Here is a 21,727-nt window from a genome sequence, read left to right on the forward strand (position 1 = left end):
CGACGCGAGCAGCGCGGCGCGCTCTTCCGCGATCGCTTGCTCCTGTCCGGCCAGCCGCATATCTTCCGCCAGCTCGGCGTTCAGCTCGCCGGCCTGCGCCCGCAGCGCCTCCGCTTCCCGCTCCAGCCGGGCCCGCTGCGCAGCGAGGTACGGCTCCGCCTGAGCCAGGACGGCGCGGCGTATCAGCGATCGCGCATCGTCGGCGAGCGCGCGGCAATAATTGAGCGTATACTCCGACGGGGCCCCTGCCCCGGGCTGAACCGCTTGCGCCAGCCACGGGCCATCCAGCGCCGGCAGCGCCGCTTCCATCTCCGCGGCCGCCTTCGCCTCGTCCATTCCGGCGGCCCGGGCCGCATCGCGGATCATGCGCAGGACATGGACCTCCACATTGGCGCGGACTCCTTCCCGCCAAGCGTCCGCGAAGGCGGCAAGGCGCCGCTCGCGCTCCTGCTCCGTCTTCGCGGCGGTGAAGAACAGCCCGACACGGAAGCCGGGCATTCGCGCCTCCAAATACGACTGAGCCAGGTCGCGTGTCGCCGCCGGCGTAATATTCGCATCGCGCAGCAGCTTCTGCAGCGCCTCCTGGAAGGCCGAGGACACGGATTGCGCTTCGGCCTCCGCGGCGCGCACGGCCGCCTGCTGCGTCTCCCAGCGGTGCCGCAGCGCCTGTGCCGCTTCCGTCCCGCCCAACGCTTCCATCCACGCCTGCCGCGCCTGCTCGATCGGCCTGGTGCGCATCGCGATATGGGAGACGGCCAGTTCCCTCGCGGCACGCTCCACGCCGAACCGGACCAACGCCTCCTTGTCTTCGACGATGCGGCGCATGTAACGCTCCAATGCGGTCCATTCATTAAGCGGATGGTCCGGCTCCTTCAAGCTGACATAGAAAATGGCAGCCGGCTTGAGCTGCCAGGCATCCAACGCCCGCTTCACGTCATCCCGGTAAGTGTCGAACGCGATCTCGCGCTCGCGGTGCTTGTCTATCTGGTTCACGATCCAGATAAGCGGCTTGCCGGCATCGGCCACTTCCTTCGCGAACGCAAAATTATATTCGGATTGAACATGATTGTAATCGGTCACATAGAACACGACATCAGCCAAGTGCATGGCCGCTTCCGTCGCTTCCCGATGGGCCGGATCGGCTGAATCGACTCCGGGCGTATCGAGCAGAGCGATCCCGTCCTTCAGCCAGTCGGCTTCATTGTACAGATAGACCCGTTCCACGGTCTCCCCGTCACGGCACACCTCCGCCAGCTGTTCAATCGGCACGGAGACGACGCTCGATTGCTCGCCGTCCCTGCGCACAATATCGGCGCGCCGCTTGCCGTAGCGAACGGTCACGACGTTCGCGCTCGTCGGGATGGGACTGGACGGCAGCAGCTCCGCTCCGCACAGCCGATTGATAACCGTCGATTTGCCGGCGGAAAAATGTCCGCAGAACGCCAATATGATCGTGCCGTCCCGCCATTTGCCGAGCAAGTCAAGCATTTGCCGGCTCCGGGCAAGATCGCCTGTCTCGTGGAATCGTTCCGCCGTATGTTCGAGCCACGCTTCCATGGAGCTAATTCCTGCTGTCGTTTCTGCGGCCGTTTGCTTTGCATTCAAGTCCAGCATCTGCATGTCCTCCGGTCTAGGAAAATAAGGCCTGACATAATGAAAACCGAGCCTCGGCTCAATCGCCTTAGACTCGGTTTCTAGTTTACCATATTTTATTGTTCCGGGAGGATAATTTCAAATTGCTCGCCGTGCTGCAAAATCGTGATGCCCAAATCCTTCACCTTCATCACGACGACCCCCCGCTTCTGGCGCATGCGATCCACATATTGCGCAGGCACCTCGCCGGCTCCGTATATCGTTACGCCCTCTACTTCTTTCTCTTCATCCTCCTGCAGCGGAGTCTGAATGATGGCCTCGTAGATATCGGAAAACTGCTCAAAATCATTCGTATAGACAGAAATGCATTTCATCGCGACCGCTCCTATTCACGTTCTTTTATTTTCCAGTCTTTCTTGGTTTGGTCGCTTTCATACGTGCTTTTCCCACGCGGCAGCAATCGATGAGAGGACAGATCTCGCATCGGGGCGACTGCGCTTTGCAATGATAACGTCCAAAAAATATAAGCCGATGATGCGTAAGCGTCCATTCGTCCCGCGGAACTTTGCGCATCAGCTTCTTCTCCACTTCCAGCACGCTGTCCTGTTCATCGGCCAGCTTCAAGCGCTTGGCTACCCGCTGCACATGCGTATCCACCGCGATCGCTGGCACGCCGAACGCATTGGAGACGACGACGTTCGCCGTCTTGCGCCCGACACCGGGAAGCTCGGTCAATTGGGCATGCTCCCGAGGCACCTCGCCGTCATACTTGTCGAGCAGCATGCGGCACAGCTTCTGGATGTTGCTTGCCTTGTTGCGGTACAGCCCGATGCGCCGGATATCCTGCTGCAGCTCCTCCAGAGGCACCGCCAAATAATCCTCGGGGCGCTTATACTTCCGGAACAAGTCCGCGGTTACCTTATTGACGGTCTCGTCCGTGCATTGGGCCGACAACAGAACGGCAATCGTCAATTCGAACGGATTGGAGTGGATCAACTCGCAATGCGCATCCGGATACATGCTGGCGATCGTGTCCAATATTCGGCGTACACGTGCACTGGTTGCCAATTCGCTCCCTCCATTCCTCAGGTAAAAACCGTCTCATCCCTGTGCGGGAATGAGACGGTCTATTACAACCCTACTGTATTCTAAGACAATCTTTCGATTTCAACAACCTTGTTTTTCACGATATAGACCATAATTTCAGTGTCTTCCTTAATCGTGGACAATGAAATTTTGTCGCCTTTGGAATGAACATACACATTTGGCTCCATGTTGAAGATATAGTTGCTCTCCGCAAGCGAACGCTTGACATACAGTTGATCTCCGCTTACTCTCCAGAAGCTCCGCTTCGTGCCGGTGATCAGATTGACGGTGGTCAGACCGTCAGCGTTCTTGCGCACAAAGACCCGATCGCCGGTTTTGAGCGCATTGATACTGCTTGTGGAAGAAGAATCGTCCACTTGAATCACCGGATTTTTGCCGAGCTGATGTACTGATGCGCTGCCCTTATTATCACGAACCTGCATCACCCCGGTAGAGGCGTCAATCGATTCGATGCGTCCATAGGTCACTTGCACCTTGCTGGCTTCGACGAAGTTGCGGCCGTCCATCACCACATTGAGATACTCGTTCGGCTTGATATCGGCCAGCTTGATTCTCTTGCGGTCCAGATCATAGAAGGACGTGCTGCCGACGCTGAACTCCTCTACTTTCGAGCCGGACGTGCGCAGACGGATGCGGTTCCGCGACGTATCGACGGATTCAACCTCGAATTGTTCGATGGTGCGCAGCGCGAGGGAGTTGACGGTTGTCTGATCGTCCGTCAAGTAGGCCACGATATAATCGCCGCTGCGGAGATCGGCCACCGTCGCGCTCGACTTATCGAATCTCTCCACGTACAATGTGCTGCTTTTATAAGGGAGCGTCACGGGTACGCCGTTATCCAGCTTCACGGTAACTGTCTTGGCGGTGCTGCTTGCTGAAATGAACGTGCCTTCGAACTTGTTGACGAATTGGACCAGCAGGGCTTGATTTGCGGTATGCTGGATATTCGCTTTCTTCTTCCCCTCCCGCAGCTCGCTTACGATATCATCGATGTACACACTATCGCCATTGCGCTCGAAGCGCGTCTCGTTAGTCAATTTTAAGGCGTAAGGCACTTTGTTCGCGTCCATCACGGTTAACAGATTATTGGTTCTGTCATAGTTGATAATCGTTACCCCGATTAGCGTCTCCAGCTTCCGATCAAGCACCTTGATCTTCGTAACCAGATCATCGCTGTTCAATGTCAGCTCCACCCGATCGCCGAATTCTCCGGCAACCAGATCATCGAACGTCGGAATCTTGATGCCTTCCATAATGATTTCCACGTTCGGCGCAAGCATCTTCGCTTCCAGCTTGTCATTCTCCTTGCGGATCGTCAAGCTCGTCTTGGCGGCACCCTTCTCGTACAGACGGCCCGTCACCGTCATCTCCGTCAATTGAGTCAGTTCAATCGACTGCACGATACTGTTCTTGACGACATAGGAGATGGTCGAATCCGGCTTCAAATCTTTGATGCCGTTCATCAGTTGATCCTTGTAGCGCACAACCGCGTCCTCGGCAACGGTAAAGGTCTCCTCGCTTCCGCTCTCCGGCTTAATCGTAATGGAGCGGTTGGTCGCGTCGACGGCGACCACGGTGCCTTTATCCGTTTTGTTGACCGGGCCGGACTTCACTTGAATCTCGATTACTTTGCGATCGGAGGTGAAGGTTTCCCGCTTAATCTCCAGCACGCTGTCCTCCGTCAGCTGCGAAGCCTGGATTGTATTGCCGCTTGCGTCTTTCAATACGGTCGACGAATCATAGAAAATTTCAGTCAAATCCGCGGTGCCGTCACGCTTGACGTACAGCTTGTTCTCCGAGCTGACCGCGTATTTCAGCGTCGCTTGAGAGGTTTCCACCTGCGGCGTGTTGTCCAGCAGCTCGACGAAGACGCCGTTTCCGGCGCTGCCAAGGACGCGCACCTTCGTGTATAGCGCGAGATCGGATGCCTTGATCGCTTTCTCCGAATCGGCCTGGTAATACAGCGTTTTGTCGTCGAGACGGAACGTCGAAGCCTGGCCATTTTCCCCGTACAGGCGGATTTCCTTATCCGTCAGCCCCATAATATACCCAACCGACTCATTGTCGCGCTTGACGTCCGCTATCTTCTCCCCGCGGCTGAAAAAGGTCGCAAGCTGCGCGCGCGTTACCTTGCCCTGCGGGTCGAATTTGTTGCCGTTCAGACCCGCTGCCAGCTTCAAATCGACGGCCGTATTGACATAGCCGAGAGCGGACGGGGAGATCTTGCTGTTATCGGCGAAAGAGGTCTGCTTGTTCTTCGCCTGCTTGGCCTCCTCTTCCTTGCCGACGGCACGCACGAGGATTTTCGTAATCCATTCGCGCGTCGCCTTCTTCTCGCCCCAGTTGCTCTTTGGATCCGGATTTGCCATTTCCTCGTTCTTATCGATAAGCCCTTTCTGGAAGGCAAGCACGACATAAGGCTTGAAAATGTTGCCCACCTTGAAATCGGCTGGAAGCGCGACCGAATCGGACGAGTTCAGTTCTCCTTGCAGACCCATAAAGCGGATGGCCATCGTGATCGCTTCTTGCTGGGTTACGTCGTCATTCGGGCGGAATTTGCCGTTGTTGCCCTTCAAAATATCCAAAGCTGCAAGCTTATGTATATGCTTCTCAGCCCAGAACCCCAAATTGACATCGCTGAACATCGGACTTACTCCCGCGGACGCAGACTGATTCTGCGCCGTCTGTCCGGACTCTGCCGCCAAGACGGCCATTGGCGCGGAAGTGAGCGTCAGCGAGACGGCAAGCAGCGCGCTGCCAAGCGTTCGGAACTTGCGCTTTGGTTGTGTATGATTCGATTGCATATGTAATCCCCTTCCCATAATAGTCCATGAAAAATTGCTATAAGTAGTTCTATTTCGACAAGAACAGGGGCAATTCCTGCCCCTGTTCCCAAAAAGTTCGGTATTATTCTCGGTGGATCGGATGCTCCAGCGTGACATGCCCCATCATGCTCTCGGCCGCTTGCCCGTCTACGAGCACATCAATCGCTTTGATCTCGTCGAACTGGAACAGTGTCTTCGTCAACGCTTCGATGGCGAACGATTCGCCGCCGGCGCCGAGTCGGGCATCGTCCGGAATATGAATATCAACGGTTAATGTGCCGTCGCTCAGCTTCGCCGACTTGAATTCTATTTTTTTCCATAACGGTGTGTCTTCCGGGTTGTCAGACGTCTGGAGCGCCTTCAGCGCTTCTCTATATTTTTCTTCATCATCCGTGAATTGAATCTTGGCGGTGTACGGTTTCAACTCCATCAGATCGCTATCGGACACATAAGCCGTAATCGACTGCTCCTGCTTCTCCGGCTCTTGGTTCGCAGGCTCCTCCTTATTCGGTTCCTGCTGCTGATTCGAATCTGATGGGTCCGGCTCTTGAACCGCCCCGTTATCCGGCTGCGTCTCGGCCGGAGGCACTTCCGGCTGCCCGGCATTCGTCGTCGGCTTGGCGCCGCACGCAGTAACCAAAGAGATTGACAGGACGATCGCAGCCAATCCCCACCATTTTTGATTTTTCATCAGTAATGACCTCCTTTACACCGTTCCTAACGCAACACGAAGCAAAAAGTTGCGTTTTCATCCTCAGGACAAGCCCAAATAGTCAAGAATCCCCTTGACGATGTGGTCTGCGACGCGCTGTTGGAACTGTTCGTCAAAAAGCTGGGCTTCTTCGGCGTCATTGGTCAAAAACCCGACTTCAAGCAAAATGGCCGGCATTTTCGTCTCTCTCGTGACATGATGATTCGCCTTGCGGACACCGCGGTCTTTGAATTGGGTCCCTTCCATCAGATGCTTGTGCATCGTCTCGGCGAACGCCTTGCTCTCCGCGCGCCAGTAGTATGTCTCCGTCCCTGACACAGATGGTTTATTGTCAACGCTGTTCGCATGAATCGACACGAACAGATCGGCATTCAGACTGTTCGCCAGCTGCGCCCGTTCACTTAACTCCAGGAACGTGTCATCCTCGCGCGACAGCACCGTGTTGAACCGGTCGTCTTGACGCAAAATCTCGCCAACCTTCAGAGCGAGCGACAGATTGAAATCCTTCTCGTACCGCTTTTTCACGCTGACGGCCCCGGAATCGTGATCGCCGTGTCCGGCGTCGATAACGACGGTATACTTGCCGTCCGTCTTAATCGGAGGCTTCGGTTGAGAGGTGTCTTTGCCAGGAACAAGTTCGACCGTCGTCAGCCCCGATTCATTATAGGTGATCTTCCCGTGATACGGGCTGTCCAAGTCAATGACGAACCGGACCGTATTCGGATTGTCGCTGAACATCGCAAAGCGGATTCGCTGCACGTCAGGGTAGTCCGTAATTTCCATTTCCCCTTGACTGCCGGCGTCGAAACCGAATTTCTCAAAAAATTCATCGGAAAATAAGGCCTTCGGGAAGTCGATAACGACCCGATCCGGGGAGTCCATTGTCATGATGCTCGGGACGACGCTGCGGGAAGCAGAGATATGTAACTTGTTATCGATGAATGAAAAATCAGTGACTAGGGCATCCCCTTCTTGAGGGTTCACTACACCGTCAACGCTGCCATCGGAATTCCCGTCTTCCGAATTCGAGCCGCTTCCATTGGCGTCCTCGCCGCTCGGGGTACCCGGCGTTGGCGGGACGACTTCGGAGGACTCGTCAGCCGTGAACAGATAGACTGACTTGGTCTCCTTGTCCCAATCTACCGTCAATCCCATATTCTCGCCGATGAACCGCAGCGGCACAAGTGTGGTGCCCTTTTGAAGCATCGGCGCTACGTCCAGCTTGACTTCCTTGTCATCTACCGTTGCCGTCTTCTGATCGACGGCCATAGTCAATCGTTTGCTGTCATTATATATGGCTACCGTCTTCGCCTTCGGGTCCCAATCGACCTTATACCCTAACTGTTCCGACACGACGCGAACCGGAATCATAGTGACCGAATGAACTAACGTAATCTTTTCCGGCAATGAAATGGAATTGCCATCCAGGTACAAGGCTCCTGTCGGAGCGGCTTGTCCCAATTGAGGAAACAGCATGAACAACCACATGAGCATCAGAGCTACACCAATTTTTTTTCCTTTTTTCATCTTCACCTCTACATCCTTTCATATTGTTCCGGCCTATTTGTCTATGTGTTCAGACCGGACGATATATTAGACGGAAAACATGAACAAAAGTTGCGTGTTTTCAACATTTTTCGGTTATATTTTGCCTTTACTTATTAAGGTAATGGAACTGGAAGTCCGTGGCAAGAAAAACTTTTAAAAAAAGGTTGACGCCATCTAATCAGAGGAATATACTATGAATTGCTTTTTATTATTTTAGTTAGTAAACTAATTAACTTGTATACATTATATTTTGTATACAATATAGCAACTAAAGGAGGCTGGATAATGGCTGGAGATGAGGATCTCATTCAGTTCGAGCGGTTGTTCTGGCGAGTGTCCCGCAAGATTCAGTGCTTGCGCAAAAAGAAGTTCAACGATCGCTTGTCCGATTCACAGACTTATATCCTCGTGAAGCTGGCGACTGAAGGGCCGCAGAAGGTGTCCGGCCTGGCGGAATCGATTGGCATTACGCCCGGCGGCGTCACGAGCATTTCCGACAAGCTGATCGCGGGCGGGTATGCGCAGCGCAAGCGCGACGAGGAGGATCGCAGGGTTGTCTACCTGGAGATTACCGACAAAGGCATGGATATGATGAGGGAGCTTCATCAGGAGCGGCTGGAGATCATCCGCTATCTGTTCAATAACTTGCCGGCAGATGACCTGCAGCATCTCAATCGCACCTATGAGAAGCTGCTGGAGAACCTGGACAAATATGAAGAAGAAATGCTGGACGAGTAAGGGAGTAAGACAAGGAGTGGATTTATGGAACATTTATCGGAAAAACGAAAATTAACAATCATGATCGCGATTATGGCGGCGATGTTCTTCTCGGCCATCAATCAGACGATCATCGGGGTCGCCATGCCGCGCATTATCGCGAAGCTTGGCGGGATGGACTATTATACATGGGCCATTACGATCTATTTGCTGACCTCGACGGTCGCTACCGTGCTGGTCGGCAAATTATCCGACATATATGGCCGCAAGCCTTTTATTTTGGCGGGTATCGCTCTGTTCATGCTGGGCGCCTTCCTGAGCGGTTTTTCCGCCGATATTTTTCAATTGATCGCCTTCCGCGGCATCCAGGGGATGGGCGCCGGCATCATTATGTCTACCGCATTTACGGCGGTCGGCGACCTTTATGCGCCTCGGGAGCGGGCGAAATGGATGGGCGTCATGAGCGGCGTGTTCGGACTGTCCAGCGTGCTGGGGCCGCCGCTTGGAGGATATCTGGTCGACCATCTGGATTGGAGATGGGTATTCTGGATGTTCCTGCCGCTTGGCATTATCGCCTTCTTCATGATCATCGCCCTGTTCCCGAAAGTGGAACGTAAAGAAGGAGAATCGATCGACTATTGGGGCTCTATCTTCCTGACGACGACCATTGTGCCGCTGCTGCTCGCCTTCTCTTGGGCGGGAGACGGCGCGGGCAAATATCCTTGGGGTTCATGGCAAATCATCGGCTTGTTCTCGGCAACCCTCGTTTCTCTCATCATTTTCATTTTGGTGGAAATGAAGGTGAAATCTCCGGTGCTGCCGCTGTCGCTGTTCCGCAACGGCATCGTCACCGTGTCGAACCTGGCCGGATTCGTGTTGAATGCCGGCATGATGGGCGCCATCATTTATGTTCCGTTCTTTGTGCAAGGGGTCAAGGGCATCTCCCCAACCTATTCTGGTTATGTCACGATGCCGATGTCCGTTGTCATGATTCTGTGCACGGCATTTATCGGCCAGTTCATCTCGAAGACGGGAAAATATAAAAAGATGGCCATCGCCGGCCTGCTCATTATGACCTTCGGCATGGTGCTGCTGCACTTCATGACTCCGGAGACGGCGATTTATATTACCGTTATCTATATGTGCATCGTCGGACTCGGGCTGGGCATCAGCATGCCTGTCTTCTCTTTGACGATTCAGAATGCGGTAGAACCGAAGCAGCTCGGCGTCGCGACCGCATCGTCGCAGTTGTTCCGTTCTTTGGGCGGAACGATCGGCATCGCCGTGATGGGAACGGTCATGAGCTCGCACATGACCAGCAAAATGACCGAGCTTGGCGCGGCATCCGGCGCTTCCGGCGGCCAAATGCAGATCGACCCGAAATATGCGGAATCGATCAAGGAAGTGATGAATCCGCAGACGCTGCTCGATCAGCCGAAGCTGGAAGGCATCATGAGCCAGCTTCCGCCCGAACTTCAGACGATGGTCGACAATCTCGTTCATATGGTGCGCGAAGCGCTTAGCTACGGCGTGACCAGCACGTTCCTGACAGGCGCTATCGTCACGGCGGTTGCCGTCGTCCTGACCTTCTTCCTCAAGGAAATCCCGCTTCGCTCCGCGAAGGATGTCCAGGTGAAGCAAGATGGCCATGCAGGAGAAGTGAGACAGCAGGTCGTGGTCAATTCCAAATCTTAATATGCTCGGTACTTAGAAAGAACCGCCTTATCCCTTTCGGATTAGGCGGTTCTTTGCAATCCAAACGTTCCATTAATCGGCAATTCTATCTTACATACAACTCGGAGGAAGATGCGCGAAGGCAGACAAGCTTCCGGGCGACGCTGATCCTGCTCGGCCTGCCAAGCTTGCTGACTTCGCTCCTCCTCTACCTAATCGTATACCGGTAAACCGGTATCCCCGCTATGTTGCCGTTCAAATGTGCGCGTCTCCCGTGTGGGTCTCCGCATCGCTGACCGGAACCGCCAATCCCTGGGTCATCGTCTCCGCCATTAATGCTACCGCTTGCTGCAGCGTACAGGACGAACGCATCAGAAATTCGGGATCGAACAAGGCGGCCGAAGCTCCGATCATCATCTGCACGACGCTCGGCACATGAACAGGCCGTATTTCCCCGGCGGCAATGCCTTCTTCAATGATATTGGCTACGGTAGACCACCCGCATTCTTCCTGCAAATAATTGTTGATTTTATTCCATTCATTCGGAGCAAGCCGCTTCATCTCCGCCAGCAGCCGCTGATCGCTCAGCTTCAGCCCGCTCGGCACGATGGAGAGCACCCGCCTCAGCTTCTCCAGACTGCTCCAGTGCGGATTTTCGTAAATCCCTTTCTCAAGCTGGATCACTTCATCGATCGATTGGTCAACGATCGAGCCGATTAACTCCTCCTTTGAGGAGAAATGTTCATAAATAGTTCGCTTGCTTATCCCCATCTCCCTGGCCAGATCGCTCATCGTAAATTTGAGTCCCTGTATCGACATCAACTCCAGGGCCGCTTGCATCAGCCGCTCTCTCATGGAACTCCCCCCTCTTGAGCAACAAGGTAAGCGCTTCGATTCATGCCTATCATCATGCCGAGTATATGACCTTCCTCAAGTGCCGTCAAGGCAGACTCTATTGCGCGAGGGCTTCACATGCTTGTTCACGATAGAAAAACCGGGGCGATGCATCAATGATACGACAATGCCTGGGAACCTAGCGCATGCCATGAGTCGATGAATTGCTTCTTATTTACTTTGACTGCCTTGCGGGCCGATAGCGGATCATTGAGATATACATAGTCCGGATCGTAACCTGCCAACACGACCGCATGGAGATCGAGCGGAGTCGTAATTTGTTCATTTCCATGCTTCCACGACTCCCATCGATCAGGTAATTTATAATCGCCTGTAGTCCAGGTCACGACAGGCTTTCCAGTGCTTAGGTGCCGCAGCACATGCTCGAACGGTTGGCCGGTCAAATTGACGGTACGGCCCGGCAAATATTTTTTCATCAGATCTTCAAGCGGTTCGGCATAGATCGCGTAGCCTTTCTGTTTCCCCGTAATATCTCCGACAAAGCCTTCATTCGGGTCGCCCCAGTGCGTAATATCGCCGCCCTTGCCGGTCTGCAGGCGGTCCGGGTCCTTTTTTACTTTATCCGCGAGCTCCATTTTTCCGACCTGAATTCCGGCATATTTCAATATCATCGCTAAGCTTGTCACTTCGCAACCGTATTTTAATTCAGGATTTTGCGCGACCAGGGGAACGTCCAGCAGTATCTTCTCCTTCCGCTGAGGACGAGGCGGCTCTTGCGAGAGCGATTGGTCCCGATTGTTTCGATTGCTTTTCTTGCGTTGCGTATCATCGGGTGCTTCTATTTCTGAACTCGACGCATTGAGTCTCTCGCGGTCGAAATCACGCTGATCAGCCGCATCAGGCGCTGGCTGCTGTTGAGCTTGAGGAGCGCAGCCAGGCGCGATAGCCAACAGGACAACAACAAGGACATGGAGCCCCACACGCGTAATCATTGCCAATTCCCCCACCTTCCAAAATATTTACAGTCCTATTGTTCCGGCATGTCCCATAAATATTCTGTACAGCGCCTTTCCCTGTAGATGGCATATGTCCTCCTGCGGATGAACCGCATAAGCAAAAAATCCCTGCTCCGAAGGCTAAGCTTCGAGGCAGGGAGTCTCGTCTATTATTGGGATGCGGAAACGGCCAGACGCTCCGCATGCTTCGCTTCATAGGCGGCAATCGCATCTTCGTGCTGGAGGGTCAACCCGATATCATCCAGTCCCTGAAGCAAAAATTGGCGGCGGTGCTCATCGAGATCGAACGAGCAGTCCAAGCCGTAATCATCGGTTATCCGCTTGTTCTCCAGGTCGATATGGAGCTTGTAGCCTTCATGGCGCGCCGTCCGCTGGAACAGCTCCTCCACCTGCTCCTCCGACAGCTTGACAGGCAGAATGCCGTTCTTGAAGCAGTTGTTATAGAAAATATCCGCAAAGGAAGGTGCGATCACACAGCGGAATCCATAGTCGAGGATCGCCCACGGCGCGTGCTCGCGCGAGGAGCCGCAGCCGAAGTTGGCCCGCGAGAGCAGTACGGTCGCTCCGCTGTATAGCGGCTGATTGAGCGAGAAGGACGGAATTTCCTTCCCTTCCTCGTCAAACCGCCATTCATAAAACAGAAATTGTCCGAATCCGCTGCGCTCGATCCGCTTTAAAAATTGCTTCGGAATGATGGCGTCCGTATCTACGTTCACGCGATCCACCGGCGCCACCAATCCCGTCATCGTTGTAAATGGTTGCATCGTCCGTTCCCTCCTAGTTCAATACTTCCGACTTGAATTCCCAATTCCGCACATCGACGAAATGCCCCTTAATGGCAGCGGCCGCAGCCATCGCCGGAGAGACGAGGTGGGTGCGGCCTCCGCGGCCCTGGCGTCCTTCGAAATTCCGGTTCGAAGTCGATGCGCAGCGTTGCCCCGGCTGCAGCACGTCCGGATTCATCGCAAGGCACATGCTGCATCCGGCGTCGCGCCATTCGAAGCCCGCTTCCTTGAACACGACGTCCAGCCCTTCGCGCTCGGCCTGCAATTTGACGCGGCCCGATCCAGGCACGACGATCGCGGTGACCTTATCGCTCACTTTATGCCCTTTGGCCACTTCCGCGGCCGCGCGCAAATCTTCAATCCGTCCGTTCGTGCATGATCCGATAAACACATAATCGATGTTAATCTCCGTCATCGGCGTTCCCGGCGTAAGCCCCATATATTCAAGCGCCTTCTCAGCGGCCTTGCGCTCATTCTCGGTCTTGAAATCTGCCGGATTCGGCACCGCGGCCGTAATATCCGTTCCCATGCCCGGGCTCGTGCCCCAGGTTACCTGCGGAATGAGGCTGTCCATATCGACTTCCACGACCATGTCATAGGAGGCCCCTTCATCGGTGGCGAGCTGCCTCCAGCGCTCGATCGCCTTGTCGAAGGCTTCGCCCTGAGGAACATACTGGCGTCCCCGCAAATATTCGAAGGTCGTCTCGTCCGGCGCGATCAGTCCGGCGCGCGCCCCCGCTTCGATCGACATGTTGCATACCGTCATCCGCTCTTCCATCGTCAGTTCGCGAATCGCTTCGCCCGTATATTCGATGACATACCCGGTCGCGAAGTCCGTTCCATATTGGGCGATGAAGCCGAGTATCATGTCCTTGGCCGTTACTCCCGGCTTCCGCTTGCCGACGAACCGCACTTCCATCGTCTTCGATTTGGCTTGCTGCAGGCATTGGGTTGCCAGCACATGCTCGACCTCGCTCGTGCCGATACCGAAGGCAAGCGCTCCGAACGCCCCATGGGTGGACGTATGGCTGTCCCCGCATACAATCGTCTTGCCCGGATGGGTCAAGCCGAGCTCAGGGCCCATGACATGCACGACTCCTTGATCGATGCTGTTCAGATCGAACAGCGTTACGCCGAACTCCGCGCAGTTTTTGGACAGCGTGTCGATCTGCTGCTTCGAGATCGGATCGGTAATGTTGAAGCGATCCTTCGTCGGCACGTTGTGATCCATTGTAGCGAACGTCAATTCCGGTCTGCGCACCTTCCGGCCGCTCATGCGCAATCCTTCGAACGCCTGCGGCGATGTGACTTCATGCACCAGGTGCAGATCAATGTACAAAATCCCCGGCTTTCCTTCCTCTTGAACGATAACGTGATCATCCCAAATTTTTTCATACATCGTTTTCTTTGCAGCCATTCGTTCTTCACCTCTCCGCATAATGCGCTGTACTATTAGAATGAATATAGCATTTGATTCTTCATTGATCCAAGATATAATATCTATAACAATGATAGGTTCAACCTATAACGAAAGTTGATCATCAAGTTATCATTACTCATTCATTTGGAGGACGTACCTATGGAATTCCGGCAACTACAATATGCGGTGCAGATTGCGCAGGAACGCAATTTCTCGCGGGCAGCCGAGAAGCTGCATATCGCCCAGCCCTCGCTCAGCCAGCAGCTGTCCAAGCTGGAGAAGGAAATCGGCGTGCTGCTGTTCCGCCGCACCACGAACTCGGTCGAGCTGACGCATGCCGGCGAGATCTTCGTCGATCGCGCCCAGAAAATATGGGATGCTTTGGAGCAATTAAAAAGCGAAATGGCCGATATCAGCCAGACGAAAAAAGGCAAAGTCGTCATCGGGACGATGCCGATTACGGGCTCTCACCTGCTTCCGCACGTCCTTCCTTCGTTCCATTCCATCTACCCGGATATCGAGCTTGTGCTCGTGGAGGATACATCGACATCCAATCTGGAACGGATGACCGCTCAAGGCAAAAACGATCTGTGCTTGCTCTCGCTGCCGCTGACCGATCCGGCCCTCACCTGGGAGCCGCTTGTCGATGAGGAGATTCTGCTTGCCGTTCCAAACCATCACCCCCTCCTGCCCAAGAGCGGAGCTCCCGCCGAAGCCGTTCCGCTCGCTTCCCTGCAGGACGAGCCGTTCATCCTGCTGAAGCGGGGACAGGGCTTCCGGCAGCTGACGATGGATCTGTGCGAGCAGGCCGGCTTCCAGCCGAATGTCGTCTTCGAGAGCAGCAATATCGAGACCGTGCAATCGCTTGTGGCCGCCGGAATGGGCGTCGCGCTCGTCCCCGCTTTCATCGCCCGGGCGCCGCGCATCGAATTCGTCCCCGCCTACCTGCCGCTGGCCGGACGTCCCGCCCGCACGCTCGTCATCGCCTATCGTGAGGGCCGATATATGTCCCATGCGGCATCAGCCTTCATGGAGACCTTGAAAACGACGGTCGCCGAGCGGTTCGGCAGCCGATCCGAAGCCCCGTAAATGAAGAACAGCCCCGAGACCGCCTGTGACGGTTCGGGGCTGTATGTCTGTTTATGGCAGCGCGACCGGCAGCTTGCCTGCGGGCGGTTCGGCGGAGAACAGCGCCTCGGCGCCGGCGCGGAGATTGCTCGGCGTCGTCCCGTAGACGGCGATCCCGAGCGGGATATCCGGCAGTTCGGCCATATCGTACGGAGTTCCGACGGACAGCACGGCGGCCGCAATGCCCTGCTCCGCCGCGGCCTGGAACCAGCTTCTGGCCGTCTCCGCGCTGCCCCGATCATGATGCAGGTCCTGCGTGACCCAGACCGCGATCGCCCCGTCCGGCCATTTCCGCGGCGATGGAGCCTCCGCTGCCGTCCTTGCGTCAACCTGGATGCTGCCCCCCGCCATGGAGGAAGCGGCGGCTTCGATCTCACGCTGGACGCGCTCCATCACCGTCCCCTGATCTCCGATAAGGATGACGCGGCGACCGTCTCCGCGAAGCAGCGGCAAATTCTTCTTCACTGCGTTCCCCCACACGGTTGCCGCTTCGGAAGCGATGCGATCGGCCGTCTCCTCCGCCGAGCCTGATTGGAAAAACGCCTCGGCTCCCCGGATCGCGTCCTCCAGCGGGATTGGCGGGGAGGCGGTGTCGGGCAGGAGGCCGTATTTCCGCTTCATCCGCAATATTCGGCGGACGCTGTCGTCAATCCGGGCGGCCTCAAGCTCGCCGTCCTCCACCGCCCTGTGTATCGCGCTCACCGCCGCGGCCGGATCCGGCGGCATCAGGAGCATGTCCGCCCCCGCCTTCACGGCCATGACCGCCGCCTCCTCGCTCCCGAAGTGATCGGCGATGGCCTTCATATTGAGCGCATCCGTCACGATGACCCCCTGGAATCCAAGCTGTTCGCGCAGCACGCCGGTCAAGATACGCGGCGATAAGGTCGCCGGCAGCGCAATCGGCTTCCCGTCCAGCTTCGAGACGGCTGTCGCCGGCTCCAGCTGCGGCACTTGAATATGCGCGCTCATAATCGCATCGACGCCTTCCGCGATTGCGGCCCGGAACGGCACCCATTCGACGGATTCGAAGCGCGAGAGATCGTAATCGAGCTTCGGCAGCCCGATATGCGAATCGGTCGCCGTATCCCCATGGCCGGGGAAATGCTTGGCTACCGCAGGCAGCCCGGCGGCATGCATGCCGCCGATGAACGATGTGACGAAGTCCGCAACCTGCTCCGGATCCGATCCGAATGAGCGGAGGCCGATGACCGGATTGTCCGGATTGCTGTTGATGTCGGCGACCGGCGCGAAGTCGAGATTGATCTCCAGCTTGGCGAGCATCTCGCCAAGTGTGGCCGCCGTCTCGGCGGCCGCTTCCGCACGCCCCGTCGCGCCGATGGCCATATTGCCGTTCAGCGGAGAGGCGAAGGGCAGCCGCGTGACGATGCCGCCCTCCTGATCGGCGCTGATCCACAGCGGGATGGCGGCCGTCTGCTGCAAGCCGCGATTCAGCGTCAATACCGTGCGGATATCCGGAATATCGCCCCGGAAGAGTACGACCCCGCCGGGACGGAGCTGCCGCATCGCTTCCTCCAGTTGGACGCCGCCGCTTTCCCGCTCGACCGCCTCCAAATCCACCATAAGCATTTGACTAATCCGCTCATCGAGCGACATGCCAGACAGGGTCTGTTCAATGAACGCCTTCTCCTTCTCCTGCCGGGGGGCTGCTCCTTCGTCTCCAGCCGGCCTCCCGCCGGGAGACGAAGGGCCGCTGGCGCCTGTATCGGGCCCTCCCGCCGGCCCTCCCTGAGGCTGAAGGACGATCCAGGCTCCGATCCCGACGGCGGCGGCAAGCAGCGCCGAGGCCAGGATGATGAGCTTCCGCCGGGCAGCGCCTCTCCGCTTCCGCACGTGCCGGTTCGAGCGCGGGGGCGTGCTCATGCCCGCTCCTCGGCGGAAGCGGGCTGCCCGCTTCCGCGGTACAATGATTCGCTCCGATCGGCGAATACCGGAATGCGCCTGCGGACCTCCAAGACGGATGACAACGGGATATCCGCGTAAATATCCGTCTCTTCTTCTTCCGCCCCCGCAATGGTTTCTCCCCAAGGATCAAGCACGACCGAATGGCCGAAGAAGGCGGATGCCGTTCCGTTCGCTCCGAGGCTTGTGCCCACCCGATTGCAGGCGGCGACGAACATCTGATTCTCGATGGCCCGGGCCGTCAGGAGCGTGCGCCAGTGGTGAAGGCGCGGATGCGGCCACTGGGCCGGCACGAACAGCACCTCCGCGCCGTCGAGAGCCAGCGTGCGCGCAAGCTCCGGGAAGCGCAGATCATAGCAAATGATGGCGCCGCACGCCACGCCGTCCAGTTCAAAGCGGCCCAGTCTATCTCCCGCACTCAAATACGAATGCTCATCCATCAACCGGAACAGATGCGTCTTGTCGTATTGAGCCGCAATCCGTCCCTGGCGATCCGTTACATACAGGCGATTATAAAAGCGGCCTCCTTCACGAACCGACACCGATCCGCCGATAATATTCACTTCATGCCGTGCCGACAGCCCCGACAGCAGCTCCCGCGCCGTTTCTCCTCCCGGATCGGCCAATTGATCGAGCTTTTCCAGCGCATAGCCCGTATTCCACATTTCCGGGAGCACGATGACGTCAGGCCGGGTACCCGGACGGTCCATCACTTGCTCGATGCGGCGCTTGACTCGGTCCGCGTTGCGTTCCGGCTCTCCAATGATGACATCCATTTGAATCAGGCATATTCTCCATGCTTCCGGCTTCATTCGATTGACACGCTCCTTCGCTCTGTCTGTTTTTCCACACTTTCCTTCATGATACCTTTTCATGGAATGGAGTCAAGCCGGACACACTATAGAAGGTCTTTACGTTCGTGTTCAACGGCGGCTTTCTGAGCATCCTCTATTATGGCAACGAAAAGAAAGGAGTTTTCCTTATGATAAGACAAGCAATTCAAGCTGCGGCGGCCGCGCTTCTGATCGGGGGCTTCGCCTGGGCCGGCGCCGCCGGCGCATTTCCTGCGGAATTCCAGACCGGGAACACCGCCCCGTCAACGAAGGTTCCGCCCGTTCAACTGTTCGACATGCAGCAGGAACGCATTATTAAGACGATTCCGAACCAGGAAGAACATCAGGCAGCCGCGAGGGAATGGCTTCAATCCGTTACCGGAGTCGCCCCCCAATTGACAATCGACAGCAGCTGCGGCTATATCGTCCGCATTCCGCTCGAATCTCCCGTGGAGATCAAGCTCCCGTCTGCGGAATTGAAGACGAAGGATGTGTTCTTAATCTACTGTCCGGATAAAGACCCGCTGCTCCTCGTCTTCTCCGAGCAGCGCAAGCCGTTCCTGCTGCGCATTTCGGCGAATGTGAAGCCGTTCATGCAGAACCTGCTTGCTCCGGCATCCCCGCGGCAGGTGACGCCATCAAGCAATTGACCCTCGGGACGGCCGATTCCTTTTCATCGTATGAAAAAGAGGTATACACTTCCGGCAAAACATGCTAAATTATCGTTAATCTTTGCGCTTGGCGATATATGTGTCTGGAGTGAATTACGATGAAGCCTACTTTCCCTACAATCGTGCCGGCCGATCGGATGAACGGTCTGCCGAAGCAGTTCTTCGCCGCTCTGGTAGCGCGGGCCCAGGCGAGAGTCGCTGCCGGCCACGACGTGATTAATCTCGGGCAAGGCAACCCGGATCTGCCGACGGCTCCGCATATCGTCTCCGCCCTGCAGGAAGCGGCCGCGAATCCGTTATACCACCGCTATCCCCCGTTCCAGGGCTACCGCTTCCTCAAGGAGGCGGTCGCTGAGCGGTACTCGGCCGAGTACGGCGTCGAGCTGGATCCGGATACCGAGGTCTCCGTTCTCTTCGGCGGCAAGACCGGGCTCGTGGAAATCAGCCAAATCTTGCTGAACCCGGGCGACGTGTGTCTTGTTCCCGATCCCGGTACCCGGATTACTGGTCCGGCGTCGCATTGGCAGGCGCCGAGATGGTCATGATGCCGCTGCTTGAGGCGAGCGGGTATTTGCCGGATTATGAGCGGATTGACGCCGCATGTCTGGAACGGGCGAAGCTGATGTTCCTCAATTACCCGAACAATCCGACATCCGCCGTCGCGGCTCGCCCGTTCTACGAAGAGACGATTCGCTTCGCCGAACGGAACGGCATTATCGTGGCGAGCGATTTCGCCTACGGCGCGATCGGCTTCGATGGCCGCCGTCCGATCAGCTTCCTGGAACTCCCGGGAGCGAAGGAAGTCGGCGTTGAATTCTATACCATGTCCAAAACCTACAATATGGCCGGCTGGCGCGTCGCCTTCGCCGTGGGCAACGCCGAGATCATCCGGCTCATCAATCTGATGCAGGACCATATGTACGCCAGTCTGTTCGGCGCCGTGCAGGCCGCCGCGGCGGCCGCCCTCACGGGTCCGCAGGACTGCGTCCGGGAGCTGTGCGCAACCTATGAATCGCGGCGCAATGCGCTCTACGCGGAGCTGCACCGCATCGGCTGGAACGCTCAGCCGCCCGCCGGCTCCTTTTTCTGCTGGCTTCCGGTGCCTGCCGGATTCACGTCGGGTTCTTTCGCCGATCTGCTGCTGGAGCAGGCGAATGTAGTGACAGCGCCGGGCATTGGATTCGGGAGTCACGGCGAAGGCTATGTCCGGCTCGGTCTGCTTGCGCCGGAGGAACGGCTGATCGAGGCGGCCGAGCGCATCGGAGCGCTCGGATTGTTCGGCGGATGAGACGGCTTTCGATCTCCCGTGGTGGACATGATTCCGCCCGACGGTGACATTCCGTCGCAATCCGCCGCTTTACACGTCTCGGAATCGCATGTTATTCTTATGGTAACCGCGCCGCCGCATGGTAGGGCAGGCGCTGGATACATGGAACGCGATGACAGGACCAGTACGCAACCAAGTCATGCCCAGAGAGCGGATGCCCCGGCTGCAAGCACCGCCGTTGACCGTTGCGGAACCTATCCTTGAGCGGTCAGCGTAAGCGATGAGTCGCGAAGCTGAACGGCAGCCCCGTTATCGGCAGGAAGCAGGAAGCGGAGGAATCCCGCGGAAGGCCAATGATCATCGGCAGCGTAAGGCTGCGCTGGCCGCCAGCCGCAGGAGCCATATCCGTCTTCAACAAAGGTGGTACCGCGGAAGATCGACTTTCGTCCTTTATAGGACGGAAGTTTTTTTATTCCGCAAGAAGCATAAAAGCACGCAGTAAACGGCAGGAAGTGATTGAATTGCAACGCATCGTAATGAAAATCGGAAGCAGTTCCCTTACGTCGGACAATGGCGGTCTCGATCGCGATCGGGTCTCCTTCTATGTCCGCGAGATTATCGCTCTGCGCCAACGCGGCGCCCAGGTGGTGCTGGTCACCTCCGGAGCGGTCGCGGCCGGCTTCCGGCATATCGGCTACCGGGAGCGGCCCAAGCAGCTTCATGAGAAGCAGGCGGCCGCCGCGGTCGGGCAAGCCCTGCTCATGCAGGCGTACCAGGAGCAGCTGCAGATGCATGGAGTGCCTGCGGCCCAAATTTTGCTCACCCGTTCCGACTTCGCTAACCGGCGCCGGGGACATAATGCGTATATGACGCTCCAGGAATTGCTGGCCCGGGACGTTGTCCCGATTATTAATGAGAATGATACCGTGTCGGTCGAGGAACTGAAATTCGGCGATAACGACACGCTCTCCGCGCTCGTCGCCAATCTGGTTCACGCGGGCCGGCTCATCATCGTCACCGACACGGACGGCTTGTATACCGCCGATCCGCGGACGAATCCCGCAGCGACCCGGTTCGACCGCGTCGAGGAAATTAATGAGGATCTATACGCGTATGCGGGAGGGGCCGGCTCCTCCGTAGGCACGGGCGGCATGCGCTCCAAGCTGGACGCGGCGCGCATCGCCATGCGCGGGGGCGTCCCCGCCTTCGTCGGCAAGGTCAATGAACCGGGCGATCTTCTGCGCGCGGTGGAAGGCGACGGCAAAGGAACCTATTTCGACACCCATTTTCACGCGCTGCCGATGAAGAAGCAGTGGCTCGGCTTCCATTCGACGGCGCATGGCCGCATCGGCGTCGATGCCGGGGCGGAGGAGGCGCTCCTGGCCAAAGGCTCCAGCCTGTTGCCCGCCGGCGTCCGATCGATCGAGGGCGAATTCCATTCCGGCGACGTGGTCGAAGTCATCGGCCCCGATGAGCGGCTTATCGGCAGAGGCATCGTCAATTATGATTCGGATCAGCTTCGCACGGCGGCCGGCTGGTCCAGCGACGAAGTGATGAAGCGGATGGAAGTGCACCGGATCGAAGTCATTCACCGCGACGAATGGGTTACGTTGCGTTCCTGATATTTGGACAAAAACTGATTTTGATAAGGAGGAA

18 protein-coding genes and 1 pseudogene are annotated in these 21,727 nt (G+C 56.7%); 7 read left to right on the plus strand and 12 right to left on the minus strand.

Going from position 1 to position 21,727, the window contains the following annotated elements; all coding sequences use genetic code 11:
- From ABD76_RS00235 to ABD76_RS00260, 6 genes are all read right to left on the minus strand, one after another.
- A partial coding sequence (locus ABD76_RS00235; protein ID WP_242069272.1) for a dynamin family protein occupies nucleotides 1-1,614 on the minus strand: 1,614 nt, incomplete at its 3' end.
- 95 nt (nucleotides 1,615-1,709) lie between these two features.
- The gene (locus tag ABD76_RS00240) at nucleotides 1,710-1,967 is read right to left on the minus strand and encodes a hypothetical protein (protein ID WP_006679882.1); all 258 of its coding nucleotides are present in this window, start codon (nucleotides 1,965-1,967) and stop codon (nucleotides 1,710-1,712) included.
- Between the two features lie 25 nt (nucleotides 1,968-1,992).
- Nucleotides 1,993-2,661, minus strand: coding sequence for an endonuclease III (gene nth / locus ABD76_RS00245; RefSeq protein ID WP_197253256.1), 669 nt, complete (start codon nucleotides 2,659-2,661; stop codon nucleotides 1,993-1,995).
- 80 nt (nucleotides 2,662-2,741) lie between these two features.
- Nucleotides 2,742-5,504 carry an S-layer homology domain-containing protein gene (locus ABD76_RS00250; protein WP_197253258.1) on the minus strand — a complete coding sequence of 921 codons (2,763 nt, stop codon included), beginning with the start codon at nucleotides 5,502-5,504 and terminating at the stop codon, nucleotides 2,742-2,744.
- Nucleotides 5,505-5,607: 103 nt separating this feature from the next.
- Complete coding sequence (locus tag ABD76_RS00255; RefSeq protein WP_197253260.1) at nucleotides 5,608-6,216, minus strand: GerMN domain-containing protein; 609 nt, start codon at nucleotides 6,214-6,216, stop codon at nucleotides 5,608-5,610.
- A 63-nt stretch (nucleotides 6,217-6,279) separates the two neighbouring features.
- Nucleotides 6,280-7,764, minus strand: coding sequence for an N-acetylmuramoyl-L-alanine amidase (locus ABD76_RS00260; protein WP_197253262.1), 1,485 nt, complete (start codon nucleotides 7,762-7,764; stop codon nucleotides 6,280-6,282).
- Between the two features lie 306 nt (nucleotides 7,765-8,070).
- Here ABD76_RS00260 and ABD76_RS00265 point away from each other — a divergent pair, with 306 nt between their 5' ends.
- From ABD76_RS00265 to ABD76_RS00275, 3 genes are read left to right on the plus strand one after another with little or no spacing between them, the layout of a single operon-like run.
- Nucleotides 8,071-8,523: a MarR family winged helix-turn-helix transcriptional regulator gene (locus ABD76_RS00265; RefSeq protein ID WP_197253264.1), complete on the plus strand. Its 453-nt coding sequence runs from the start codon at nucleotides 8,071-8,073 to the stop codon at nucleotides 8,521-8,523.
- A gap of 24 nt (nucleotides 8,524-8,547) precedes the next feature.
- Nucleotides 8,548-10,197, plus strand: a complete 1,650-nt coding sequence (locus ABD76_RS00270) for an MDR family MFS transporter (protein ID WP_197253266.1) — start codon at nucleotides 8,548-8,550, stop codon at nucleotides 10,195-10,197.
- 53 nt (nucleotides 10,198-10,250) lie between these two features.
- Nucleotides 10,251-10,406, plus strand: a complete 156-nt coding sequence (locus ABD76_RS00275) for a DUF5316 family protein (RefSeq protein WP_206765468.1) — start codon at nucleotides 10,251-10,253, stop codon at nucleotides 10,404-10,406.
- 25 nt (nucleotides 10,407-10,431) lie between these two features.
- On the opposite strand, the gene ABD76_RS00280 is transcribed toward ABD76_RS00275, so the two are convergent.
- From ABD76_RS00280 to leuC, 4 genes are all read right to left on the minus strand, one after another.
- Nucleotides 10,432-11,031 carry a TetR/AcrR family transcriptional regulator gene (locus ABD76_RS00280; RefSeq protein WP_197253268.1) on the minus strand — a complete coding sequence of 200 codons (600 nt, stop codon included), beginning with the start codon at nucleotides 11,029-11,031 and terminating at the stop codon, nucleotides 10,432-10,434.
- Between the two features lie 152 nt (nucleotides 11,032-11,183).
- Nucleotides 11,184-12,023 (minus strand): C39 family peptidase, encoded by an 840-nt coding sequence (locus ABD76_RS00285; RefSeq protein ID WP_197253270.1) that lies wholly within the window; start codon nucleotides 12,021-12,023, stop codon nucleotides 11,184-11,186.
- A 173-nt stretch (nucleotides 12,024-12,196) separates the two neighbouring features.
- A complete protein-coding gene (gene leuD / locus ABD76_RS00290; RefSeq protein ID WP_197253272.1) occupies nucleotides 12,197-12,811 on the minus strand; it encodes a 3-isopropylmalate dehydratase small subunit in 615 nt (204 codons plus the stop codon).
- A 13-nt stretch (nucleotides 12,812-12,824) separates the two neighbouring features.
- Complete coding sequence (gene leuC, locus ABD76_RS00295) at nucleotides 12,825-14,249, minus strand: 3-isopropylmalate dehydratase large subunit (protein ID WP_197253274.1); 1,425 nt, start codon at nucleotides 14,247-14,249, stop codon at nucleotides 12,825-12,827.
- A 162-nt stretch (nucleotides 14,250-14,411) separates the two neighbouring features.
- On the opposite strand from leuC, the gene ABD76_RS00300 reads away from it, so the two are divergent.
- Entirely contained in the window at nucleotides 14,412-15,341 is a 930-nt protein-coding gene (locus ABD76_RS00300; protein ID WP_197253276.1) for a LysR family transcriptional regulator, read from the plus strand.
- Between the two features lie 51 nt (nucleotides 15,342-15,392).
- On the opposite strand, the gene ABD76_RS00305 is transcribed toward ABD76_RS00300, so the two are convergent.
- Complete coding sequence (locus ABD76_RS00305; RefSeq protein ID WP_197253278.1) at nucleotides 15,393-17,261, minus strand: glycoside hydrolase family 3 protein; 1,869 nt, start codon at nucleotides 17,259-17,261, stop codon at nucleotides 15,393-15,395.
- The gene (locus ABD76_RS00310) at nucleotides 17,258-18,112 is read right to left on the minus strand and encodes a carbon-nitrogen family hydrolase (protein WP_197253280.1); all 855 of its coding nucleotides are present in this window, start codon (nucleotides 18,110-18,112) and stop codon (nucleotides 17,258-17,260) included. The genes ABD76_RS00305 and ABD76_RS00310 overlap by 4 nt, the downstream gene beginning before the upstream one ends.
- A gap of 170 nt (nucleotides 18,113-18,282) precedes the next feature.
- On the opposite strand from ABD76_RS00310, the gene ABD76_RS00315 reads away from it, so the two are divergent.
- The 3 genes and pseudogenes from ABD76_RS00315 (at nucleotide 18,283) to proB (ending at nucleotide 21,693) form a co-directional block, all read left to right on the plus strand.
- On the plus strand, nucleotides 18,283-18,783 hold the full coding sequence (locus ABD76_RS00315) for a type IV secretion system protein VirB6 (protein WP_197253282.1): 501 nt from the start codon (nucleotides 18,283-18,285) through the stop codon (nucleotides 18,781-18,783).
- Nucleotides 18,784-18,941: 158 nt separating this feature from the next.
- Nucleotides 18,942-20,092, plus strand: a pseudogene (locus tag ABD76_RS00320) (aminotransferase class I/II-fold pyridoxal phosphate-dependent enzyme).
- Between the two features lie 515 nt (nucleotides 20,093-20,607).
- Complete coding sequence (gene proB, locus ABD76_RS00325) at nucleotides 20,608-21,693, plus strand: glutamate 5-kinase (protein WP_206765471.1); 1,086 nt, start codon at nucleotides 20,608-20,610, stop codon at nucleotides 21,691-21,693.
- Nucleotides 21,694-21,727: the final 34 nt, after the last annotated feature.

The organism is Paenibacillus dendritiformis (assembly GCF_015845845.1).
Taxonomy (GTDB): domain Bacteria; phylum Bacillota; class Bacilli; order Paenibacillales; family Paenibacillaceae; genus Paenibacillus_B; species Paenibacillus_B dendritiformis_C.

Excerpts from the sequence above, each read along its gene's own strand:
- proB (WP_206765471.1), top strand. The coding sequence starts at position 20,608 with ATGAAAATCGGAAGCAGTTCCCTTACGTCGGACAATGGCGGTCTCGAT.
- leuD (WP_197253272.1), bottom strand. The coding sequence starts at position 12,811 with ATGCAACCATTTACAACGATGACGGGATTGGTGGCGCCGGTGGATCGC.
- ABD76_RS00255 (WP_197253260.1), bottom strand. The coding sequence starts at position 6,216 with ATGAAAAATCAAAAATGGTGGGGATTGGCTGCGATCGTCCTGTCAATC.
- ABD76_RS00270 (WP_197253266.1), top strand. The coding sequence starts at position 8,548 with ATGGAACATTTATCGGAAAAACGAAAATTAACAATCATGATCGCGATT.
- ABD76_RS00315 (WP_197253282.1), top strand. The coding sequence starts at position 18,283 with ATGATAAGACAAGCAATTCAAGCTGCGGCGGCCGCGCTTCTGATCGGG.
- ABD76_RS00285 (WP_197253270.1), bottom strand. The coding sequence starts at position 12,023 with ATGATTACGCGTGTGGGGCTCCATGTCCTTGTTGTTGTCCTGTTGGCT.
- ABD76_RS00305 (WP_197253278.1), bottom strand. The coding sequence starts at position 17,261 with ATGAGCACGCCCCCGCGCTCGAACCGGCACGTGCGGAAGCGGAGAGGC.
- ABD76_RS00240 (WP_006679882.1), bottom strand. The coding sequence starts at position 1,967 with ATGAAATGCATTTCTGTCTATACGAATGATTTTGAGCAGTTTTCCGAT.
- leuC (WP_197253274.1), bottom strand. The coding sequence starts at position 14,249 with ATGGCTGCAAAGAAAACGATGTATGAAAAAATTTGGGATGATCACGTT.
- ABD76_RS00280 (WP_197253268.1), bottom strand. The coding sequence starts at position 11,031 with ATGAGAGAGCGGCTGATGCAAGCGGCCCTGGAGTTGATGTCGATACAG.
- ABD76_RS00310 (WP_197253280.1), bottom strand. The coding sequence starts at position 18,112 with ATGAAGCCGGAAGCATGGAGAATATGCCTGATTCAAATGGATGTCATC.
- ABD76_RS00260 (WP_197253262.1), bottom strand. The coding sequence starts at position 7,764 with ATGAAAAAAGGAAAAAAAATTGGTGTAGCTCTGATGCTCATGTGGTTG.
- ABD76_RS00265 (WP_197253264.1), top strand. The coding sequence starts at position 8,071 with ATGGCTGGAGATGAGGATCTCATTCAGTTCGAGCGGTTGTTCTGGCGA.
- ABD76_RS00300 (WP_197253276.1), top strand. The coding sequence starts at position 14,412 with ATGGAATTCCGGCAACTACAATATGCGGTGCAGATTGCGCAGGAACGC.
- ABD76_RS00250 (WP_197253258.1), bottom strand. The coding sequence starts at position 5,504 with ATGCAATCGAATCATACACAACCAAAGCGCAAGTTCCGAACGCTTGGC.